This is a genomic window from Rossellomorea vietnamensis (assembly GCF_001305855.1).
Lineage (GTDB): Bacteria > Bacillota > Bacilli > Bacillales > Bacillaceae_B > Rossellomorea > Rossellomorea vietnamensis_A.
Map to the genome: position 1 here is coordinate 13,420 of NZ_LIXZ01000021.1, position 20,868 is coordinate 34,287.

Sequence of the window (20,868 nt, forward strand, 5' to 3'; positions counted from 1 at the left end):
GTTTGGGTTATTTAGGATTTCCCAGTCGTTGTGGCAGTAGAATGCCTAGCCTTTTGCACAACCTGGCCACCTTTTTATGATTAATTTGAAGGTCATGTTCATCTTCTAATAATTTGGTGAGATTCTTTACACCATACGTGGCACCATCTCCCTCAATGGCTTCCATCAAGAATTCCTCAATCTGCTCATCAGGGATGATGTCTCCTGATTGGGTCTTTGAATACCCTGGAATGGGACGACCCCTTTTCTCTACCATTTCATCTGGTTCCTCAGTTGCGTGATGGTAATAATATAGTGATCTATTTGTCCCTGTTATCTCAGTAAGCTTAGTAATATGAAACCCCTCCCTTGCCCATACTCGAAGCTCTTCTAAGACGGTCACGGCCGGTATTGGTTTTTTTTTAATAAGTTTCTAAGCATCGCAACTTCAAGTTCTTTCTCACCAAGCAGTTTCATCGCTTGTTCATATTTTGCTTTTAACTCTTCTCTAGAAGGCTCAGTGGAAAGGATAGCCGAAGCTGGATCTTGCATTTGATCACGTACTTCATCCTCATATTCCTTAATCCACCTCGTCAAAGTGGACCGTGAAATTCCAGCGCTTCGAGAAATGGAAGAGTAATTCCCACTCTCTAAAGCCATCCGAACATAATTTCTTTTTACTTCCTCTAAGGCTTCAATCTTTTTTGACATGGAACAGCCCTCCAAAATCCCTCTGTATTTATGGTTCTAGTGTACTGTTTTAGGTACAAAAGTGTCCAAAGGAATTAGGGGGTCGTAAAGATCAAAGCTGATTTCGACGCAATATAAATTAAAATGACGCAATCACCCCCGATTATGACGCAATAAATGGAGAAATGACGCAATCGAGCGGATACCCGCCCATCTTGAACTGAACTTCCACTCTTGATCGTCGCATTTTTAGCTAAAATAGGTTTTAGGTAACTGTTTTGAACCAAACTGGACATTACTTTACGTTTTGTAGAAAGAGATTCTTTTGTATCTCACAAACTCCACCAAAAAACCAGCACGCCCACAGGTGCACTGGTTGGGAATATCATTATTCAGCTACTTTTTCGAGATTTCCGTTTCGGTCCATCTTGAAGCGTGGTGCTTTCGATTCGTCTTCATCGAATACGACGAGCTTTCTGGCCCGGTTCATGATTTGCATGAGTGTTTCGTAGTCTTCCTGCATCGTGACGGAATTGTTTTCAAGGGCTTTGACTTTCTTTTCGAGCTCGGCATTTTCTTTTCGGAGGTCGGAAAGCTCCTGCTTCAATCTCTGATTCTCAATTTTCACGTAGTCGGAATTCATGTTAGTTTGGGCCAGGTTCTGAAGGTACGCGATCACCTTTTCGAGTGTGACTTCCCCTTTTAGTCCCGATGGCTTTACCACATGGTTGGCAGCAGGCGCCTGTTGCGCCACGTAAGCTTGTTCCTCGCTTGCTTCCACTGTAAAGTCCTGCGATTGTTCTTCGGTTTCTTTCCCCAGTTGCTCCGTTTCCGGTACGTAGTTCTCGTACTCGGCAAACTCCATTTCTTCTTCCGCTTCAGACATTGATAGAGACATAGCGTCTAAATCTTCGAAGGAAGGTGTCGGTGGCTGGTATAATAGCTTTTTCTTCCCGCCCTGGTCTTTTCCGAGGATGCGGTGACGCTGTTTGCGTTGTTTTTTTGCTAGTGAAAGAGCTTTCTCGTACTGATGGCGCACGACGGCGTTCCAGCGGAATCCACAGGCAGCGGATGTGCGGTTCAGTTTGTCCCCGACTTCCTCGAAGGCATTTAGCTGTGTGCTGCCTTCGCGCACATGTCGCAAGACCGTTTCGGCCAATAATAGATCATTTTCTTCCGTCCAGGCATCCTGTCTTGTTTTCATCATCATTTCATCTCAACTCCCAAAGTTTTCTTAAAGTATTCGTTGATTAAAGGATGGACCATTTATAAGGTTTTTATACGAATATGTTAAAATTATTTTCTGTCTGCTAGTTTCGTTGTATCAGTGATGAACGCATGCAGATGGAAACGATGTTCACTTGCAAAACATGACTGAAAACTGTATTCTATAAATCGATGTTTACACCGTATAAAATCCATTTCAATAGATAGAAAGGGTTGTTGACAGATGGCAAACGAATTCCGTGTTTGCGATGATTGTCAGGCCGTTAACCTAAAGACCTTGATACCAAAGTTAAAGGATATTGATCCGGATGCACCGATCGACATTGCGTGCCAATCCTATTGTGGTCCAGGACGCAAGAAGACATTCGCTTTTGTGAATAATCGTCCTGTAGCGGCGTTGACTGAAGAAGAACTGATGGAAAAAGTGATCAAAAAAATAAAGAAGTGAAGGGAAACTTCCGCCTGAGGGAGTTTTTTCTTTTCTTCTGATAAAAATAAATAAAGGTTTGCGCCTCCCTGGAAAAGGAAACTACATAAGGGGTAGAGAAATAATAGGAGAGAATGTTTTGTCAAGCGTCCAAATTTTTTTGAAGGATTTGGAATGCTTGCGGTTGAACAATCAAAGGACAAATACCTATTTTTTTCGACAAAATTCGAGATGAATGCGACGGCGCAAGTCGCTATAATAGAAATATGCTAGTTTAGGAAGAGGGTAGAAGATGGAGTATGCCAAGCAGAAATTACATGAAGAAAAAGTATTTAAAGACCCTGTTCATCGCTATGTTCATGTAAGGGATCGCGTGATTTGGGATTTGATTGGGACCAAAGAGTTCCAGCGACTCCGCAGAATCAGACAGCTCGGAACCACCTACTTAACCTTTCACGGAGCGGAACACAGCCGATTCAATCATTCCCTTGGCGTGTACGAGATCATACGCCGCATCGTCGATGATGTGTTCGCCGGAAGACCGGAGTGGAACCAGGATGAGCGGTTATTGTCATTATGTGCTGCGTTATTGCATGATCTTGGGCACGGACCGTTTTCCCATTCCTTTGAAAAGGTGTTTCACCTCGATCACGAGCATTTTACCCAAGCCATCATCTTAGGGGATACAGAGGTGAACGCGGTTCTCAGTAAAGTGGCACCGGATTTTCCTAAACATGTGGCAGAAGTGATCGCGAAGACGTACAGTAACAAGCTGGTCGTCAGCCTCATTTCAAGCCAGATCGATGCCGATCGCATGGACTATCTGCAGCGTGACGCCTATTTTACAGGGGTGAGCTATGGGCATTTCGACATGGAGCGGATCCTCCGTGTGATGAGGCCGCGTGAAGATCAGGTCGTGATCAAGCAGAGTGGGATGCACGCCGTTGAGGACTATATCATGAGCCGCTATCAGATGTACTGGCAGGTGTATTTCCATCCGGTCACCCGCAGTGCAGAAGTGATCCTGACGAAGATCCTGCATAGGGCGAAGGAGCTTCATGAAGAGTTCTATTCCTTTAAGCAAAGCCCGATCCATTTTTATTCCCTGTTTGAAGGGGAAGTGGCCCTTGAGGATTACTTGAAGCTGGATGAAGCGGTCATCATGTACTATTTTCAGATTTGGCAGGAAGAAGAAGATCCGATTTTACGGGACCTTTGCGAGCGGTTCATGAACCGGAATTTATTCAAGTACGTGGAATTCGATCCGGCGAAGGAATACAAGAAGCACAGTGAACTCGAAGCCCTCTTTAAAAAGGCGGGAATCGATCCCGATTATTATTTAGTGGTGGACTCATCTTCAGACCTTCCATACGATTTCTACAGGCCGGGCGAGGAAGAGGAACGGCTCCCGATTCATCTGCTGATGAAGAATGAGGAGCTCCGCGAATTATCAAGGCAGTCGGATATCGTGGATTCCATCTCCGGAAAGCGCCGGACCGATCATAAATTATACTATCCAGTGGATTTACTATATGACGAATCAACAAAGAAGAATATTAAGAGACAGATACGGAAGATTTTAGAACTGACATAAATGACACTACAGCCAGTGAGGATCTGACATATGCAATACTAGGAGTAGGAGATGACGTACATTGTTGAAAGATCATGCAAAACTGATGAGTGCCTTCTTAGCCTCGGGTGAAGTGGTGGGAAGGAAGAAGCTTCAGAAGATGATATTCATCGCGAAGAAGCTTGAATTCCCGTTTCAGGAAAAATTTCAATTTCATTTTTATGGCCCGTATTCGGAAGAATTGACGCTTCGGGTGGAGGAACTCTGTAATATGGGGTTCATCTCGGAAGTAAAAGAGAAAAAGGGCGGGTACTACCAATATCGTTATACAGTCACGAAAGAAGGGGAGGACTTCTTGGAGATCTATGAAAAGGACATGCCTCACCTGAAGGATTGCCTGACCGATATGAACGTTCAATCGGCACGTTTTTTGGAGCTTGTTTCGACTGTCTTATATTTTGATAACCTTCCTAAAGAAGAAGTCGTGGAGAAAGTATTCACACTCAAGAGCAAGCAGAAATATACAGAAGAAGAAATCGACGAAGCCTTCGCCTACATAGAAGGACTAAAAATGAAAAAAATCGTTCAGTAAAGAACGTTCCCATATGATTGGAAGGGGGATCACTCGACAAGAGTGGATCCCCCTTTCGTCACAATCCTGCTATTTGTGTGAGTGATCCATTTTTTCGATGATTTGATCAAGCTTTTCTTCAACCTGTTTGTCTTGCTTCCGCTGCTGGATCCTTCTGTGTCGAAGCCCTTTCGCCACCATGAAAGCCGCAACCACAATGGCTGCCAGGAAAGCCACCATCAACAATTGGAGGAGCACATCGCCGATCGTCATGTCCATTCACGTCATCCTTTCCGTCGAGTGTATGGTATATCGTATTCATGGGAGGGAAATGGTTTCATGTGGATTTCCGGATATGCAAAAGGTCGAGGCATAAGACAAGCCCGCTGAAAAGGAATGCTTTTCAGCGGGCTTGTCTTATACTTCTTCTATTGATCGCTGAGTCTCTTGCCGCCGACGGCATAGTGACCTTTCGTCATTTCTTCGATGAAGACAACGATTTTTTCTTCAGGTGCCCCGGTAGTTTCGCTGACGGCTTCGGTCACTTTTTCGACGAGGGCACGTTTTTGTTCTTCTGAACGGCCTTCGAGCATTTTTACGGTGATATAAGGCATAATGATTCGCTCCTTGGTTTTGGATTTGGTACAATCTGTGGTAGGCTCATAGATTCATGCCTACCATTTAAATGTAATGGGTAGGGGATCTTTGAGCAAGTTTGGTATGATGGAAAGATGAAGTGTCATGAAGGCAGGAATTTTTCTGTATACTATGGAATAAGAAAGTAAAACATTTTTTAAAGGAGTACATACTTTGGATACCATTAGCTCACTTTTTGAGTCGATCTCCGTCTTTCGGTTGGAAGAACTTCCGTTTGTCGTGATCGCCCTCGTCATGGCCTTTACGGTTCATGAGTTCGCCCATGCCTTTGTGGCATACAAGTTCGGGGATACGACGGCGAAGGATCAGGGAAGACTCACATTGAACCCGATTCAACATCTGGACCCATTCGGGACCCTTTTAATATTAATCGCGGGAATTGGCTGGGCGCGGCCCGTGCCGGTCATGAGATCCCGTTTCAAGAATCCCCGATTGGCGGGGGTGCTCGTTTCGGTTGCAGGGCCACTGAGTAATTTTTTGCTGGCATTCATTGCATTCGGTATTTTTTATTTCTTTGTCGGGGTGACGGGCGGAGTAGGAGTACCGCCGTTTGTCATTGATCTCCTGCAGATGATCGTGTACTTGAATGTCTTGCTGTTTGTTTTCAACTTACTGCCGTTCCCTCCACTGGACGGGTACCGGATCATCGAGGACCTGTCACCGAATCATGTCAGGGCTAGATTATCCCAGTATGAGCAATATGGCGTTCTGCTATTTTTGATCATTGTCATCACGCCTCTGGACGAATATACGATCTGGCCATTATTACAAGGTGGCATGACGGCGACCAATCAGGCATTCAGTGCGATATTCACGACCATTTTTTCAATCTTTAGCTAGAAGGAGTGACGTTTCATGGAAAAGAAAAAAAACATTGGATTCAATATCATCAAAAGCGATCCCACTGACGGCCACGGCGGTTACGGGGTAGGATCTTTGAGCCTTGATAATGTTTCACCTGTGATGATTGATGTGGAAGAAGGGGAAGCGACGATCGAAATCGGAGCCATGCATGCAAGAAGCCCGATCGAAAAAGGGATCAAATTCACGAATAACCGTGAGGACTCTGCAGGCGGCAAGCCGTACTGGCTGATCTGGATAACCATCGACCGGATGGAAGACGGCCCGTACTATGCAGGAGTGACGGCCTGTGAGCTCGTCGTGAACCGCGAGAAGCGCAGGGGCTACAAGTCCATGCCGGAACATGTGAATAATATGGATAAATCCATCAAGCGCAAGATCGTCCTAGACCAACTGGACGATAAATCGAAAGGCATTCTTACGGGCTTTTTAAAGAATCACGATAAAGGTATGTGGGAACGCTCAAAGGATGAATTGAAGGAAGCGCTAAAAATAAAATAGATCGTTTTGTGAACAAAATGTGACATTTATTTGAATATGTCGTTCACATCTTGCTCTATTGTTAGAAAAAAAGTACACTTAAATCACAGTTTGCACATAAACTAGGACATGAAAAACCCCGGGTTCGCACAAACCCGGGGTTTTTTGTTGTACCGAAAAGCGGAGGCGGCTCGTTCAGAGGCGACAAGCATAAGGCGAGCCAACCGGAAAGGCGCCCTTTGCCTTTTTGGTTGGCTTGACTTATGACCTCGAGCCTCTAGCCGCCGGAGCTGGACATCTCGAAAACCCCATTTCCAGCTATATAACAATAAAAACTAAAAAATCCAATCCTTCACTTTATCATACCAAGACTTCTTCTCTTTCTCCGGTGCCTTTTCCTTCGGAGCTTCTTTGTCACCCAAATGTTCATGGCAGTATTCGGTCGGTTCTGTGCCTTTTACAAAATAGGTGAAGCGCTGCACGGGACAGTCTTCTGTGGCGAGCAGTCCGTTATGGGGGTTAACGGCCACGCCGACGACGCCTTTTGTCGGTTTGAAGTTTTTGACGGGTTCATCCTTCAGTGCCTCTTCCATGAAGTGGACCCAGATTTTCTTGGCATAGTATTTGTCATTGACCAGGGAGACTTCTTTTCCTTTATCGTACCCGGTCCACACTCCCGCTGTTAATTGAGGGGTGTAGCCGATCATCCAGTTGTCTGTATTGGTCGTCCCGGATTTACCTGCATAGGGACGGGTTGCGTCTTTCTTGATCTGGATGCCTGTGACCGTCGAGTAATCATTGAGCTTAGTGTCGAATATCCCGGTGAGCATATGGGTCATGACGTATGTGAGATCCGGGTCAAGCACCTGTTCTTTTTTAGATTTCTGTTCATAGATGACGTTCCCCGACCAGTCTTCCACTTTTGTAATGAATACGGGCTTCACTTTGTAGCCGCCATTGGCAAAGACGCTGTAGGCGTTGACCATATCGATGACCCTTGCCCCTGATGTGCCGAGTGCTGATGAAGGGTATTTTTTCACCTTTGTTGTCAGACCGAACTTCTCTTTTGCCGTCTTCGTCAAGGTGTCCTGACCGATGAAGAGGTGGGTCTTCACGGCGTAGACGTTATCAGATAGAGCGATGGCCTGGGCCAGGGTGATGTCACCATCTGCATATTTATTGTTGTAATTATGAGGAGTGTACTTTTTTCCATCATCGAACGTGAAGGATGTCATTTCGCTCTTCATCGTCGTGGATGGCGTAAACCCTTGCTTTAAAGCAGAGTAGTAGAGGAGCGGCTTGATCGTTGATCCCGGCTGGCGGATAGCCTGCACGGCCCGGTTAAACGGACTTTCCTCGTAATTTCGTCCCCCGACTAAAGCTGTTACATATCCATTTGTCGGATTCATGGACACAAACCCTAATTGGATATCCGATTTATCGGGGATCTGTTCCTTCACGACTTTCTCGGCGGCTTTTTGGTGATCGGGGTTGAGGGTTGTATAAACCTTGAGTCCACCCATCTCGATGGTACGTTCCTCGATTCCCAAATCGGAACTCAGGATGCTTTTCACTACATCTTGAAAATACGGGGCGGTTTCCGCCTTTTGGTGGGCGTGCTCCCCTGTGATGCGGATTGGTGCCGCTTTGGAAACAGCCGCTTGCTCTTTTGATAGAATGCCGTCCTCGGTCATGGACTGAAGAATGAGTTCCTGTCGCTTCTTGCTATTTTCCATATGGGTGACAGGCGAATAGTAGGACGGTGCTTTCGGTATCCCTGCAAGCATGGCAGCTTCGGAAACGGTCAATTGATTGGCGTCCTTACCGAAGTAATATTGACTCGCTGCCTGGACACCGTATGCGCCGTGTCCGTAGTAGATGGTATTTAAATAGCCTTCTAGAATGTCCTTCTTAGAGTAGTTCATTTCGATCCGGATTGTGTATAGGGCTTCTGAGATCTTTCTCTTCCATGTTTTATCATGAGAAAGAAATAGATTGCGAGCGTACTGCTGTGAAATGGTGCTGGCCCCCTGGACCTTCGACATCGCTTTGACGTCGGCCAGGACGGCCCCTGCCATCCGCTTCACGTCAAACCCGTAGTGCTGGTAGAAGCTTTTGTCTTCAATGGAGATGGTCGCTTCAATGAGGGCCGGGGAAATTTCCTTCAGACCCACCCAGTATCGCTTCTCGCCTGTATTCGTTTCGCCTATGACCGAACCATCCTCACCGTAGATCAAAGTAGATTGAGGGACAGCAAGGGGAGGCGGCCCCTGAACCTTGGCGTAAATCAAAATCCCCATGAGACCCACCAAAAAGAGGACCATGGCCGCGAGAGCCCCGACCACTGCAAATCTCGCATATTTCTTCGTCTTCTCCATTCGAGCCATCAGTTCCATACCTCTCCCTACTTTCCCTGCATAGGTCCGCATCATTTGAGGGACGGACCTTGGATTTTTTTATATTTGTCATCTCGTTTATACTGATTACTGTGTAGTATCAGTATGAAAAGTTTTACGAGATTTTAAACGTCAAAGGTTTAGAAAAAATTTCACTTGAAATTTTGCTAGATTCCACTATACTTTTTCTCATGTTTGTATTTATCATGATAGGGAAGGATAAAAATGACGTCCGGTGCGGATGTTTTTATAAATAGGAGTAAAGCCCGTTATGTCAGGGTTTCGCTTAACAGAGTGATCTATTTTGTCCTGAGATGAACGTGTGAAAACTCAAACTAGTGGTATATGATTTTTACAGAAACAGCGATTATCCATTAAAACAAGAAGGGAAGTTGAAACAATGAGTGGACTTTGGTACACAGAGAAACAAACAGAAAACTTTGGGATCACGATGAAAATCAAGAAGACTTTACATACAGAGCAAACGGATTTTCAATATCTTGAAATGGCTGAAACAGAAGAATGGGGCAATATGCTGTTCCTTGACGGCATGGTCATGACGAGCCAGAAGGACGAGTTCGTCTACCATGAAATGGTGGCGCATGTTCCGTTATTCACGCATCCGAATCCTGAGAACGTATTGGTTGTCGGCGGTGGAGACGGCGGGGTCATCCGTGAAGTATTGAAACACCCAAGCGTAAAGAAAGCGGTTCTTGTTGAAATCGACGGAAAAGTGATCGAGTACTCCAAGAAGTATCTTCCAGAGATCGCTGGGGAGCTTGAAAACGAGCGCGTGGACGTACAGGTCGACGACGGCTTCATGCACATCGCGAAGAGTGAGAACGAATATGACGTGATCATGGTGGATTCCACCGAGCCTGTTGGTCCGGCGGTAAACTTGTTCACAAAAGGATTCTATGCAGGGATCTCGAAAGCCCTAAAAGAAGACGGAATCTTCGTCGCGCAGTGTGACAATCCTTGGTTCAAAGCAGATCTTATCCGCCAGGTACAGAGCGACGTGAAGGAAATCTTCCCGATCACACGCCTGTACACAGCGAATATCCCGACATACCCAAGCGGACTGTGGGCATTCACGATCGGTTCCAAAAAGCACGACCCAATCGAAGTACCGGAAGAGCGTTTCCACGACATCGAAACGAAATACTACACACCGGAACTGCACAAAGCAGCATTCGCCCTTCCGAAATTCGTCAAAGACCTGACAAAATAAATGGGAGGGACGGACCTGAACCAAGGTCCGTCCCTCTCTAAAAGAGAGGTTGAAGAAAATGCGTTTTGATGAGGCTTATTCAGGTAATGTGTTTATTAAGAGCCATCCTTCTTATGAGGATAGCCAGGTAGTCCTTTACGGGATGCCGATGGATTGGACGGTGAGTTATCGTCCGGGTTCTCGCTTTGGCCCGACCCGTATCCGCGAGGTGTCGATCGGATTGGAAGAGTATAGTGCGTACCTGGACCGGGAGCTTGAAGAAGTGAAATACTTTGACGCCGGTGATATCCCGCTTCCATTCGGTAATCCGCAGCGGAGCATCGATATGATTGAAGAATTTATCGACGATGTCCTTGGTGACGGGAAGATCCCATTCGGAATGGGCGGGGAGCACCTGGTCTCATGGCCGGTCATGAAAGCCATCGCGAAGAAATATCCGGACCTTGCCATCATCCATATGGACGCTCACACAGACCTGCGTGAAGAGTATGAAGGGGAGCCACTATCCCACTCGACTCCGATCCGCAAGATCGCCGAGCATATCGGACCGAAGAATGTCTACTCATTCGGCATCCGTTCCGGAATGAAAGAAGAATTCCAATGGGCAAAAGAAAACGGCATGCATATTTCTAAGTTCGAAGTGCTCGAGCCGTTGAAGGAGATCCTTCCGCAGCTTGCAGGTCGTCCTGTTTATGTGACGATTGATATCGATGTATTGGATCCTGCCCACGCTCCTGGTACAGGAACCGTGGACTGCGGCGGAATCACATCCAAGGAATTATTGGCATCGATCCATGCCATCGCTCACTCTGACGTGAACGTCGTGGGAGCGGATCTGGTGGAAGTGGCGCCAATCTATGATCCATCCGAGCAGACAGCGAATACGGCAAGTAAGCTGATCCGTGAAATGCTTCTCGGCTGGGTAAAATAAACCATCAAAGCCTCTTCTCATTGGCAGAAGAGGCTATTCTTTTGCCGATAATCCGCTTACATCCCTCCAATAAATGAAAACTCACCGTGTTCCATTGCAATTTCCCACAATACTTCTTATACTTAATTAGTTAGAAAGAAGGGACGTCTATTTGAGGGACGGACCTATCACTTGATCGGACCCTAAAAAGAAAAGGATGTGAGTGGTTTGACGGCAAAAACGGATTACACCCCTGTCAAAGTTCACTTGAAAACCAAAATCACTATAGGAGAGGAAAGTGACTCTTTTGAATTGGTATCATTTGGTCGATACTATGAAAAAGGAGATGCCGTTTTTCTAAAGTACGATGAAGTACAAGAGGAAGGGACCACTCATACGATTGTTAAAGTAACGGATCGACAGGCCCTCATCCTCAGAAGCGGGGCAGTCAAAATGAGAATGGCCTTCAATGAACTCGAGGAACAGAACGGTTCCTACGAAAGCCAGCTCGGCACCCTCTTATTGACAACGAAAACCAAAACACTTTCACATACACAGAACGACTCGAAGCTTGAAGGGGACTTCAACCTTTCTTACGAGTTAAAGATGCAGGACAGTCCAGTGGGGGATTATGTTATGTCCATTCACTATAAGGAGGAAGCATAACGATATGAATATCGTCGAAAAAGTACAAGAAAACCTGAAAGCCGAAATCAAAGCAGCGGTCCTGAAAGCGGGACTCGCAACAGAGGATCAGATCCCGGATGTCATTCTTGAGATCCCGAAAGAAAAATCACACGGGGATTATTCAACGAATATGGCGATGCAACTTGCACGTGTAGCGAAAAAGGCACCGCGCATGATTGCTGACGACATCGTCGCTAACTTCGACCAGTCCAAAGCATCCATTGAAAAAATGGAGATCGCTGGACCCGGATTCATCAATTTCTACATGAACAACGAATACTTAACAGACCTGATCCCGTTGATTCTCGATCAAGATCAGGAATACGGTCAATCAGACGCGGGAAATGGCGAGAGAGTGAACGTCGAGTTCGTATCTGCCAACCCGACAGGTGACCTTCATCTTGGTCATGCCCGTGGAGCGGCCGTCGGTGATTCCCTATGTAACGTCCTTGAAAAAGCGGGCTATAAAGTAACCCGAGAATACTACATCAATGACGCCGGAAATCAGATCCACAACCTGGCGATCTCCGTTGAAACACGTTACTTCCAAGCCCTGGGACAAGACAAGGCGATGCCTGAAGACGGGTATCACGGAGCGGACATCATCGGAATCGGAAAGAAACTGGCTGAAGAATTCGGCACGAAATATGCAGAAGTAAGCGACGCGGAACGCTATAAGTTTTTCCGTGAATACGGCCTGAAGATCGAAATGGCCAAGCTTCAAAAGGACCTTGAAATGTTCCGCGTTCCGTTCAATGTGTGGTACTCTGAAACATCCCTTTATGAAAATGGAAAAATCGATGCGGCCCTGAAAACGTTGAGAGATAACGGTCATGTATATGAAGAAGACGGCGCAACCTGGTTCCGTTCGACTGAACTTGGCGACGACAAGAACCGTGTCCTCATCAAGAACGACGGCACATACACATACCTGACGCCGGATATTTCCTATCACCAGGATAAATTCGAGCGCGGGCATGATGTGCTTATCAATATTTGGGGAGCGGACCACCACGGTTACATCCCGCGTATGAAAGCGGCCATCGAAGCACTCGGCTTTGACCGCGACAAACTGGAAGTGGAAGTCATCCAACTCGTTCACCTTTATAAAAATGGTGAAAAAATGAAGATGAGTAAGCGTACAGGGAAAGCCGTTACGTTACGTGAGCTTGTGGAAGAGGTCGGCCTGGATGCTGTCCGTTATTTCTTCGCCATGAGAAGTGCCGATACGCATATGGACTTTGACCTGGACTTAGCGGTTTCCCAGTCTAACGAAAATCCTGTGTACTATGCTCAATATGCCCACGCGCGTATTTGCAGCATCCTTCGCCAGGCAGAAGAACAGGGACTGGCTTCAGAAGACAAGATCGACTTAAAGCTGATCGGTACGGAAAAAGAAGTCGACCTACTGAAAAAGCTCGGTGAATTCCCGCAAATGATCGCCGATGCGGCCGAGAAACGCACACCACACCGTGTAGCGAATTATATCAATGACCTGGCGTCTGCTTTCCACAGCTTCTACAATGCCAACAAGGTTCTCGATGAAGAAAATCGTGAATTGACGACGGCACGTCTCGCATTAGTGAAAGTCGTACGTGTCACGCTACAAAACGCTCTTGCCTTGATCGGTGTTGCAGCTCCGGAAAAAATGTAAACAGACATAAGGTCCGCCTCTCACTGAGGGACGGACCTTTTTCTTATATTTCTCCCTTTTTAACGTATAATAATGGAAGATGGATGAAGGAGGAGAATGGTATGAAAACGGTCGTACTCGCTATTGTAACCGGCTTTTTAGTCGGATTTATCTTTGCTTTATTTAAGTTACCGATCCCGGCTCCGCCTGCCCTTGCAGGGATTGCAGGAATTGTGGGTATTTATCTTGGGTTTAAAGCGTTTATGGCGATTCAGCCCTGGATCGAATCAGTGTTTAAATGATGCGTACATACATGTAAAAAAGATGAACACCTAAGTGTCCATCTTTTCTACTTTACCACTCAAGGGTCCCGCCACCGGTCCTTTTCACCCCGCGGATGGATGACAAATCGTCAATCAGCTTCAGCATCGCAAGATCTTTATGTTTGGCTTCAATCATAAAATCCACGTCCTGATCGAAGGTCTTCAACGTTTTGAAGAATCCCTCCACAAATCCCGGATCGACCAGGTCAGCGTGGGAACGGAAGGCCTTATCGGATTTAGGGGAGGAGATATGTATTTTCGGCACTAAATCTCTCCTGTCCCACGTGGCAAAAACAGCTTCAAGATAATCCTCAAGAGGCTTATCACTCGGATTGGCTTCGTGGTGGTGAATGTCGAGTACCATGGGGATATTCTCTTTTTGACAAGCGGTGAGGGTTTCTTCGACGGTATAGGTCTTGTCGTCATTTTCCAACGTCATGATCTCTTTCACTTCAGCAGGAAGATCTTTCAGGTTCTGATGGAATCGGATCAGCGTTTCTTCCTTATCCCCGTAGCTCCCACCGATATGGATATTGATGACGGAATCCTTCTCGATCCCCATATATTCGAGCATCCGGTAGTGATACACCATATCTTTCACGGCATTGTCCGTCACATGCTGCTTCGGACTCGTGAATAAGGTGAACTGGTTCGGATGAAAGCTTGCCCTGATCCCGAACTTTTTGATCAGATCCCCAAGCTCCCTCCATTCCTGTTGAAAAGGGGAATGGAAATCCCATTCCACCTCAGGATGGGTGGCAAGGGGAACGAGGGAGCTCGATAATCTGTACAGCTTGATTTCGTGAGCCGCACACAGATAGAGGATACGTTTCGTATGTTCCAGGTTTAATCTCGTCACTTCCTTCAGGCGATCCATCCGCTCGCTTTCAGGTAACTCTGTGAACCGCTTGAATGTCATGGTTTTGGCCGGGCTTGCGTCCCATAAAGAGAGGGAGTTTGCCACGAATCCCAGTCGGACCTTCATGTGTCTCCCCCCTAAAGTAAGATTGAAATGACTGAAGCGACGCGTTCTTTTAACCGGGTCAGCATGGAAACCGATGAAAGGTCGCTTTCGCTTAACATGTCGGATGCCGCCATGTCTTTTTCCATTTCCTTTTTCAAATTCTGGATAAATCCTTTATCGTAAATCAGGTTATTGATTTCTAAATTGATAAAAAAGCTCCGCTTATCAAAATTGGCCGTGCCGATATCGCAGAAATGATCATCGACGACCATCACCTTTGCATGATAAAAACCGTCCAGGAATTGATACACTTTCGCACCTTTTGCGAGGAGCGGTCTGAAATACGGAAAGGCCGCTTCTTTCACCAGCATATGATCGGCATTATTAGGTATGATGATCTTGACGGTGACACCCCTGTCTAACGCACCCAAAAGGGCGTCCATCAATATGGGAGTGGGAATGAAATAAGGTGTCCCGATGATGATCTCATCTTGCGCCTCGTCGATGAACTTCCCAAAGAAGTCTTCGATGTTGATCCCCTCGGTTGGGAAAATCCGATGTTCCATGCTTCCTTTTTCAGAAGGAGGGAAGTACGTTGCTTCGTCCTTTAAATCTTTCCGGGTCGCACGAAACCAGTCAATACAAAATTCCGTTTGCAGATCATGTACACCTTCTCCGATGAGGCGGAGGTGATAATCCCTCCATGGAGAAAGCTCCGGCTTATCATTTTCATCGATATATTCCTTTCCGATGTTGTAACCGCCTAAATAACCGATCACCCCGTCGATGACGGTAATCTTCCGGTGATTACGCTGCTGGGAGGAAAAGAACAGGTAGGGAAGCTTGACTCTTCGGCAGTAATCGACTTCCACACCGGCATCCCGAAGCTCCTTCACCTTCGACTTCTGGACGTTATGACTCCCGATCTGATCCATCAGAAGGCGGACTTCAATTCCTTCTTGTGCTTTTCCTTTCAGTAATTCCAGGAACCTCAGGGCAAAATGGTCATCCTGGACGATATAAAATAATACATGAATAGAAGACCTGGCTTCTCTCATCTCTTTAAACATCTGATCGAAAAGCTCGGGGCCTCTTGAAAATAATTGAATATCACTATTTCGCTTCTCATAATCTCTTCTTGTCCGCGTCCGGATGAAATGACTTCTTCCCAATTTGAAATCGAGCATCAGCCATCCGATGATCGCGGCAAGGATAACCAGTAGGATCAACCACCACATAGAATCACTCTCTCATTTGCATTATCTTTAGTATGTCCTCTTTCTTACGTACATTACATCCTTTCTTCTTTTCCCTTTCATGAGTCCTTTTGAAACCTGTGGGGGGTACTAATAGTCCTGTTTGTTTTTGAAAAATGAATAATCGTTCATGAAAAGGTTTTCATTTTTATTCATAAAAACCATTGACTGAATGCTCATTCATAATATAATGGAGATATGAACTATTCAGAATATTAATTTGGTTTGTAAAAGTTTGAACAAAGGGGATGTTCAAATCAGGCCAATGAAGGGGGAGCGTTTGTCTATGAATGGGTTACTCATTCTCAATTGGGTCGCATTTATCCTTGTGACCGTTTATGCACTGAGTCTGTTTGTGTATGTAGTAAAGACGAGAATTGAATATATTAAGCTCGGGAAAAAAGTGGAATTCGATAAACGATTCAAAGAACGATTCCAGAAAATCCTGGTAAACGTCTTCGGACAGAAGAAGCTCCTGAAGGATAAGAAGAGTGGAGCAATCCACGTCATGTTCTTCTATGGTTTCATCCTTGTCCAGTTCGGGGCCATCGATTTCATCTGGAAGGGGCTTGCTCCGGGAAGTCACTTACCACTTGGGCCGTTATATCCAGGTTTCACATTCTTCCAGGAAATCGTCACACTGATGATCCTCGTCGCGGTTGTCTGGGCCTTCCATCGCCGCTATGTGGAAAAGCTTGTCCGTTTAAAAAGAGGATTCAAGTCAGGACTTGTTCTCTTGTTCATCGGTGGATTAATGCTTTCGGTCCTGGTCGGGAACGGGATGGGCATCATCTGGCACGGTGAAGACCTTGCCTGGACAGAGCCTGTTGCATCGCTGATCGCAGGAGCACTTGGAGGCATCGGGGAAACGGCGTCCATCGCCATTTTCTATGTTGCCTGGTGGATTCATCTACTATTCTTACTGGCATTCCTTGTGTATGTGCCGCAATCCAAGCACGCGCATTTAATTGCAGGTCCTGCCAATGTTTATTTCAATCGTTTAGACAACCCTGGGAAGCTTAAGCCGATCGACTTTGAAGATGAGTCAGCTGAAAGCTTCGGGGTAGGAAAAATTGAAGAGTTTACGCAGCATCAAATGATTGACTTCTACGCATGTGTGGAATGTGGTCGTTGTACGAATATGTGTCCGGCAACGGGAACAGGGAAAATGCTTTCCCCGATGGATCTGATCGTCAAACTGCGTGATAACCTGACGAATCACGGTGCCGTCGTGACACAGAAGAAGCCATGGGTACCGACATTCGCATTCAATGGCACAAAAGGGAATCAGCTTGCCATGGCGAGTGCGACTCAAGCGGCCGAAGAAGCGGCAGCAGGAGCTGTGTACAGCCCGAGCCTGATCGGGGATGTCATCACGGAAGAAGAAATCTGGGCATGTACAACGTGCCGTAACTGTGAAGACCAATGTCCGGTCATGAATGAGCACGTAGATAAAATCATCGACCTTCGCCGTTACCTTGTTCTGACGGAAGGGAAGATGGATGCTGACGCACAGCGCGCCATGCAAAACATCGAGCGCCAGGGGAATCCTTGGGGTCTGAACCGTAAAGAGCGTGAAAACTGGCGTGAAGCGAGAGAAGACGTGACAATTCCTACGGTTAAAGAAATGAAAAAAGCAGGGGAAGACTTCGAATTCCTATTCTGGGTCGGATCCATGGGTTCATTCGATAACCGAAGCCAAAAGATCGCCTTATCTTTCGCCAAGCTGATGAATGAAGCCGGCGTGAAGTTCGCGATTCTCGGTAATAAAGAAAAGAACTCCGGTGATACACCGCGACGTCTCGGAAATGAATTCTTATTCCAGGAGCTTGCCGGTCAAAATATCGCCGAATTCGAAAAACATGAAATCAAGAAAATCGTAACGATTGATCCGCATGCTTATAACATTTTTAAAAATGAGTATCCGGACTTTGGTCTGGAAGCGGAAGTCTACCACCATACAGAACTTCTTCATCAACTGGTACAGGAAGGCCGTTTGAAGCCTCAATACGAAGTGAACGAAACAATCACCTTCCACGACTCCTGTTACCTTGGACGTTACAACGAAGTGTACGATCCACCGCGTGAAATCCTGAAATCGATTTCAGGCGTGAAATTGGTGGAGATTGAACGTAACCGTGAAAAAGGCATGTGCTGTGGAGCGGGTGGAGGACTGATGTGGATGGAAGAAGACGCAGGGCACCGCGTCAACGTCTCCCGTACCGAGCAGGCACTGGCTGTCAGTCCCTCGGTCATCAGCTCGGGTTGTCCATACTGCCTGACAATGCTGTCGGATGGTACGAAGGCAAAAGAAGTGGAAGACACGGTTTCTACCCTCGACGTAGCAGAAATTCTTGAAAAAGCCGTTTGTGGCGATCTAAAGGACCAACCGGCTGCATCTTAAAAAGAATATTATCCTTTAGATAATGAATGCATCCGCGTTCATGAAAACAAACAGGAGTGAAACAAAATAGTCTCTATTGCGTTTCGCTCCTATTGTTTTTCTACAATAATAATATTGATGGAAAAATAAAAACTTTCTAAAAAATCAGGTGCGTTCATACTAAAAATGAAGTACAATAAAGGTATATTGGGGACAAAATTTGTCCCTTCTCTTATGAGGATGAGTTGAGCGAGCGTTCAGTCGAAAGTCGATCATATTTTTTTAATGTAAATTGAAAGCGTATACAAAATTACGGATAAAACCCATATAAAGGAGAGCGATGGAGATGGGAAAAACGGTTATTTTAGATGGAGCAAGGACACCTTTTGGTAAATTCGGGGGAAGTCTCAGCAGTTTTACTGCTTCAGAGCTTGGTGGTTTCGCAGTAAAGGAAGCCTTGAAACGGGCCGGAGTAAGCGGTGAAGAGGTCGAAGAAGTCATCCTCGGATCCGTATTACAAGGGGGGCAGGGGCAAATCCCTTCACGTCAAGCCTCACGTCATGCAGGCTTACCTTGGAATGTCAAAACGGAAACGATCAATAAAGTATGTGCGTCAGGAATGCGTAGTGTCACACTCGGAGACCAGATCATCCGCGCAGGCGACGGCGAAGTGATCGTGGCAGGTGGAATGGAATCCATGTCGGGTGCCCCTTACATCCTTCCGAAAGCGCGCTGGGGATTCAAAATGGGAGATTCACAGGTGAAGGATCTGATGGTTCACGACGGATTGACGTGCAGCTTCAACAATGTCCACATGGGAACGTACGGAAATGAAACAGCGAAAGAATTTGAACTATCAAGAGAAGAGCAGGACGAATGGGCTCTCAGAAGCCATCAAAGAGCCGTGAAAGCGACCGAGGAGGGAGTGCTCGGTGAAGAGATCGTGGCCGTTGAGGTGCCTCAGCGCAAAGGAGAACCGATTCTCGTCGCAAAAGATGAAGCGCCGCGTAAAGAAACATCCGCCGAGGCGCTGGCTAAATTAGGGCCTGTCTTCGGATCAGAAGGAACAATCACAGCAGGGAACGCGCCAGGGGTCAACGACGGAGCGGCAGCCATGGTCCTCATGAGCGAAGAAAGAGCCGCGAAGGAAGGAAAACAGCCGTTAGCGACGATCCTTGGTCATACAGCGATCGCCGTTGAAGCAAAGGACTTCCCGCAAACACCGGGTCTTGTCATCAACGAGCTTTTCAAGAAAACAGGAAAATCCCTTGAAGAAATCGATCTCTTTGAAATCAACGAAGCATTCGCAGCCGTTGCGTTAACGAGCGGGAAAATTGCCGGCCTTGATCCTGAGAAAGTCAACGTGAACGGTGGAGCGGTAGCACTTGGTCATCCGATCGGAGCAAGCGGGGCCCGCATCATCCTGACACTCGCATACGAACTGAAACGCCGCGGTGGCGGAATCGGGATTGCCTCGATCTGCAGCGGAGGCGGTCAAGGGGATGCGATCATGATTGAGGTTGCGAAGCAGTAGGGTGACTTGTTGTACCAGGTACATAATCGATGGATTGTACCTGGTACAAAGAGAGTGAAGTGTACCAGGTACACCCGTGAGTTCAGCTGCTGAATTTCTGATGAAAATCAACAGGTGAAATATCTACTTATTTCAGTAGCTGAATCAATAAAACCATATCAAACCAACTAGTCTACTAGTCTCATATAACAAAGGGGAGAAACAAAATGAACATCAAAAACGTAATGGTCATCGGCGCGGGACAAATGGGCTCGGGGATCGCTCAAGTCTGTGCCCAGGCGGGATTCAACGTATATCTGAACGATTTGAAAGAGGAGTTTGTCCAAAAGGGAATGGGTGTCATCACGAAGAATCTGACGCGTTCCGTTGAAAAAGGAAGAATGTCTGAAGAAGACAAAGCGGCGACTGTGAACCGTTTGACGGCTTCAACAGATATCGGGGACGCCAAGAAGGTGGATCTTGTCATCGAAGCGGCTGTTGAAAATATGGACATCAAAACGAAAATTTTCGCTCAATTGGATGAAATTACGCCGGAACATACGATTTTGGCTTCGAACACTTCTTCCCTGCCGATCACGGAAATCGCTGCAGCGACGAAGCGTCCGAAGCAGGTAATCGGCATGCATTTCATGAATCCGGTACCGGTGATGAAGTTGGTTGAAATCATCCGTGGGCTTGCCACGACGGATGAAGTGTATCAAGTGATTGAAGATATGACGAAGTCTCTTAACAAAGTACCTGTAGAAGTGGAAGACTTCCCGGGATTCGTTTCAAACCGGATTCTGATGCCGATGATCAACGAAGCGATCTACACCCTTTATGAAGGAGTGGCGAGCAAAGAGGCGATCGATGAAGTGATGAAGCTTGGCATGAATCACCCGATGGGACCGCTGACTCTCGCTGACTTCATCGGACTCGATACATGCCTGTACATCATGGAAACCCTGCATGAAGGCTTCGGTGATGATAAATACCGTCCATGCCCGCTACTCCGGAAATATGTGAAAGCAGGCTGGCTGGGTAAGAAAACGGGCCGCGGCTTCTATTCGTACGAATGATCACCACGAACATCAGGGAGGAAACAGT

General features: G+C 46.5%; 21 protein-coding genes. 13 read left to right on the forward strand and 8 right to left on the reverse strand.

From position 1 onward, the window contains the following. Nucleotides 1–7 precede the first annotated feature (7 nt). The 3 genes from AM506_RS18950 to AM506_RS18960 all read right to left on the reverse strand — a co-directional run bounded on the left by AM506_RS18950 (nucleotide 8) and on the right by AM506_RS18960 (nucleotide 1,873). Nucleotides 8–256: an IS3 family transposase gene (locus tag AM506_RS18950; protein WP_060674300.1), complete on the reverse strand. Its 249-nt coding sequence runs from the start codon at nucleotides 254–256 to the stop codon at nucleotides 8–10. A 122-nt stretch (nucleotides 257–378) separates the two neighbouring features. After that, entirely contained in the window at nucleotides 379–690 is a 312-nt protein-coding gene (locus AM506_RS18955) for a transposase (protein WP_060674302.1), read from the reverse strand. A gap of 367 nt (nucleotides 691–1,057) precedes the next feature. After that, entirely contained in the window at nucleotides 1,058–1,873 is an 816-nt protein-coding gene (locus AM506_RS18960) for an RsfA family transcriptional regulator (protein WP_060674368.1), read from the reverse strand. A gap of 246 nt (nucleotides 1,874–2,119) precedes the next feature. Here AM506_RS18960 and AM506_RS18965 point away from each other — a divergent pair, with 246 nt between their 5' ends. From AM506_RS18965 to AM506_RS18975, 3 genes are all read left to right on the forward strand, one after another. Next, nucleotides 2,120–2,344: a DUF1450 domain-containing protein gene (locus tag AM506_RS18965; RefSeq protein ID WP_060674304.1), complete on the forward strand. Its 225-nt coding sequence runs from the start codon at nucleotides 2,120–2,122 to the stop codon at nucleotides 2,342–2,344. Nucleotides 2,345–2,615: 271 nt separating this feature from the next. Continuing rightward, on the forward strand, nucleotides 2,616–3,917 hold the full coding sequence (locus tag AM506_RS18970; protein WP_060674306.1) for an HD domain-containing protein: 1,302 nt from the start codon (nucleotides 2,616–2,618) through the stop codon (nucleotides 3,915–3,917). A 61-nt stretch (nucleotides 3,918–3,978) separates the two neighbouring features. After that, nucleotides 3,979–4,488: a YwgA family protein gene (locus tag AM506_RS18975; RefSeq protein ID WP_060674308.1), complete on the forward strand. Its 510-nt coding sequence runs from the start codon at nucleotides 3,979–3,981 to the stop codon at nucleotides 4,486–4,488. A gap of 69 nt (nucleotides 4,489–4,557) precedes the next feature. On the opposite strand, the gene AM506_RS18980 is transcribed toward AM506_RS18975, so the two are convergent. Then, a complete protein-coding gene (locus AM506_RS18980) occupies nucleotides 4,558–4,746 on the reverse strand; it encodes a DUF4083 family protein (RefSeq protein ID WP_060674310.1) in 189 nt (62 codons plus the stop codon). Nucleotides 4,747–4,895: 149 nt separating this feature from the next. Then, on the reverse strand, nucleotides 4,896–5,081 hold the full coding sequence (locus AM506_RS18985) for a 2-hydroxymuconate tautomerase (RefSeq protein ID WP_034765056.1): 186 nt from the start codon (nucleotides 5,079–5,081) through the stop codon (nucleotides 4,896–4,898). A 277-nt stretch (nucleotides 5,082–5,358) separates the two neighbouring features. Here AM506_RS18985 and AM506_RS18990 point away from each other — a divergent pair, with 277 nt between their 5' ends. Beyond that, nucleotides 5,359–5,964 (forward strand): site-2 protease family protein, encoded by a 606-nt coding sequence (locus tag AM506_RS18990; RefSeq protein WP_060674370.1) that lies wholly within the window; start codon nucleotides 5,359–5,361, stop codon nucleotides 5,962–5,964. A gap of 15 nt (nucleotides 5,965–5,979) precedes the next feature. Next, a complete protein-coding gene (locus AM506_RS18995) occupies nucleotides 5,980–6,486 on the forward strand; it encodes a YwhD family protein (RefSeq protein ID WP_060674312.1) in 507 nt (168 codons plus the stop codon). 314 nt (nucleotides 6,487–6,800) lie between these two features. Here the strand turns inward: AM506_RS18995 and AM506_RS19000 are convergent, their stop codons facing one another. Beyond that, nucleotides 6,801–8,861 (reverse strand): transglycosylase domain-containing protein, encoded by a 2,061-nt coding sequence (locus AM506_RS19000; protein WP_060674314.1) that lies wholly within the window; start codon nucleotides 8,859–8,861, stop codon nucleotides 6,801–6,803. 400 nt (nucleotides 8,862–9,261) lie between these two features. Between AM506_RS19000 and speE the strand changes: the two genes are divergently transcribed. From speE to AM506_RS19025, 5 genes are all read left to right on the forward strand, one after another. Then, nucleotides 9,262–10,092 (forward strand): spermidine synthase, encoded by an 831-nt coding sequence (speE, locus tag AM506_RS19005; RefSeq protein WP_060674316.1) that lies wholly within the window; start codon nucleotides 9,262–9,264, stop codon nucleotides 10,090–10,092. Between the two features lie 58 nt (nucleotides 10,093–10,150). Then, nucleotides 10,151–11,023, forward strand: a complete 873-nt coding sequence (speB, locus tag AM506_RS19010) for an agmatinase (protein ID WP_060674318.1) — start codon at nucleotides 10,151–10,153, stop codon at nucleotides 11,021–11,023. A gap of 207 nt (nucleotides 11,024–11,230) precedes the next feature. Further along, nucleotides 11,231–11,668 carry a DUF1934 domain-containing protein gene (locus AM506_RS19015; RefSeq protein ID WP_060674320.1) on the forward strand — a complete coding sequence of 146 codons (438 nt, stop codon included), beginning with the start codon at nucleotides 11,231–11,233 and terminating at the stop codon, nucleotides 11,666–11,668. Between the two features lie 4 nt (nucleotides 11,669–11,672). Further along, a complete protein-coding gene (argS, locus tag AM506_RS19020) occupies nucleotides 11,673–13,343 on the forward strand; it encodes an arginine--tRNA ligase (protein WP_060674322.1) in 1,671 nt (556 codons plus the stop codon). A 101-nt stretch (nucleotides 13,344–13,444) separates the two neighbouring features. Beyond that, nucleotides 13,445–13,624, forward strand: coding sequence for a XapX domain-containing protein (locus tag AM506_RS19025; RefSeq protein WP_032086963.1), 180 nt, complete (start codon nucleotides 13,445–13,447; stop codon nucleotides 13,622–13,624). Nucleotides 13,625–13,676: 52 nt separating this feature from the next. On the opposite strand, the gene uvsE is transcribed toward AM506_RS19025, so the two are convergent. Together uvsE and cls are read right to left on the reverse strand one after the other, a co-directional pair. Beyond that, nucleotides 13,677–14,630, reverse strand: a complete 954-nt coding sequence (gene uvsE, locus AM506_RS19030) for a UV DNA damage repair endonuclease UvsE (RefSeq protein WP_060674324.1) — start codon at nucleotides 14,628–14,630, stop codon at nucleotides 13,677–13,679. A gap of 11 nt (nucleotides 14,631–14,641) precedes the next feature. Continuing rightward, nucleotides 14,642–15,847: a cardiolipin synthase gene (gene cls, locus AM506_RS19035; protein ID WP_060674326.1), complete on the reverse strand. Its 1,206-nt coding sequence runs from the start codon at nucleotides 15,845–15,847 to the stop codon at nucleotides 14,642–14,644. A 304-nt stretch (nucleotides 15,848–16,151) separates the two neighbouring features. Here cls and AM506_RS19040 point away from each other — a divergent pair, with 304 nt between their 5' ends. The 3 genes from AM506_RS19040 (at nucleotide 16,152) to AM506_RS19050 (ending at nucleotide 20,840) form a co-directional block, all read left to right on the forward strand. Then, nucleotides 16,152–18,269: a 4Fe-4S dicluster domain-containing protein gene (locus AM506_RS19040; RefSeq protein WP_060674327.1), complete on the forward strand. Its 2,118-nt coding sequence runs from the start codon at nucleotides 16,152–16,154 to the stop codon at nucleotides 18,267–18,269. 325 nt (nucleotides 18,270–18,594) lie between these two features. Beyond that, complete coding sequence (locus tag AM506_RS19045; RefSeq protein WP_060674328.1) at nucleotides 18,595–19,782, forward strand: acetyl-CoA C-acetyltransferase; 1,188 nt, start codon at nucleotides 18,595–18,597, stop codon at nucleotides 19,780–19,782. A gap of 206 nt (nucleotides 19,783–19,988) precedes the next feature. Next, entirely contained in the window at nucleotides 19,989–20,840 is an 852-nt protein-coding gene (locus AM506_RS19050; RefSeq protein WP_060674330.1) for a 3-hydroxybutyryl-CoA dehydrogenase, read from the forward strand. Nucleotides 20,841–20,868 lie beyond the last annotated feature (28 nt).

Coding starts and splice junctions, on each gene's coding strand:
- AM506_RS18950 (WP_060674300.1), bottom strand. CDS start 256: ATGGTAGAGAAAAGGGGTCGTCCCATTCCAGGGTATTCAAAGACCCAA.
- AM506_RS18955 (WP_060674302.1), bottom strand. CDS start 690: ATGTCAAAAAAGATTGAAGCCTTAGAGGAAGTAAAAAGAAATTATGTT.
- AM506_RS18960 (WP_060674368.1), bottom strand. CDS start 1,873: ATGAAAACAAGACAGGATGCCTGGACGGAAGAAAATGATCTATTATTG.
- AM506_RS18965 (WP_060674304.1), top strand. CDS start 2,120: ATGGCAAACGAATTCCGTGTTTGCGATGATTGTCAGGCCGTTAACCTA.
- AM506_RS18970 (WP_060674306.1), top strand. CDS start 2,616: ATGGAGTATGCCAAGCAGAAATTACATGAAGAAAAAGTATTTAAAGAC.
- AM506_RS18980 (WP_060674310.1), bottom strand. CDS start 4,746: ATGGACATGACGATCGGCGATGTGCTCCTCCAATTGTTGATGGTGGCT.
- AM506_RS18985 (WP_034765056.1), bottom strand. CDS start 5,081: ATGCCTTATATCACCGTAAAAATGCTCGAAGGCCGTTCAGAAGAACAA.
- AM506_RS18990 (WP_060674370.1), top strand. CDS start 5,359: ATGGCCTTTACGGTTCATGAGTTCGCCCATGCCTTTGTGGCATACAAG.
- AM506_RS18995 (WP_060674312.1), top strand. CDS start 5,980: ATGGAAAAGAAAAAAAACATTGGATTCAATATCATCAAAAGCGATCCC.
- AM506_RS19000 (WP_060674314.1), bottom strand. CDS start 8,861: ATGGAACTGATGGCTCGAATGGAGAAGACGAAGAAATATGCGAGATTT.
- speE (WP_060674316.1), top strand. CDS start 9,262: ATGAGTGGACTTTGGTACACAGAGAAACAAACAGAAAACTTTGGGATC.
- speB (WP_060674318.1), top strand. CDS start 10,151: ATGCGTTTTGATGAGGCTTATTCAGGTAATGTGTTTATTAAGAGCCAT.
- argS (WP_060674322.1), top strand. CDS start 11,673: ATGAATATCGTCGAAAAAGTACAAGAAAACCTGAAAGCCGAAATCAAA.
- AM506_RS19025 (WP_032086963.1), top strand. CDS start 13,445: ATGAAAACGGTCGTACTCGCTATTGTAACCGGCTTTTTAGTCGGATTT.
- uvsE (WP_060674324.1), bottom strand. CDS start 14,630: ATGAAGGTCCGACTGGGATTCGTGGCAAACTCCCTCTCTTTATGGGAC.
- cls (WP_060674326.1), bottom strand. CDS start 15,847: ATGTGGTGGTTGATCCTACTGGTTATCCTTGCCGCGATCATCGGATGG.
- AM506_RS19040 (WP_060674327.1), top strand. CDS start 16,152: ATGAATGGGTTACTCATTCTCAATTGGGTCGCATTTATCCTTGTGACC.
- AM506_RS19045 (WP_060674328.1), top strand. CDS start 18,595: ATGGGAAAAACGGTTATTTTAGATGGAGCAAGGACACCTTTTGGTAAA.
- AM506_RS19050 (WP_060674330.1), top strand. CDS start 19,989: ATGAACATCAAAAACGTAATGGTCATCGGCGCGGGACAAATGGGCTCG.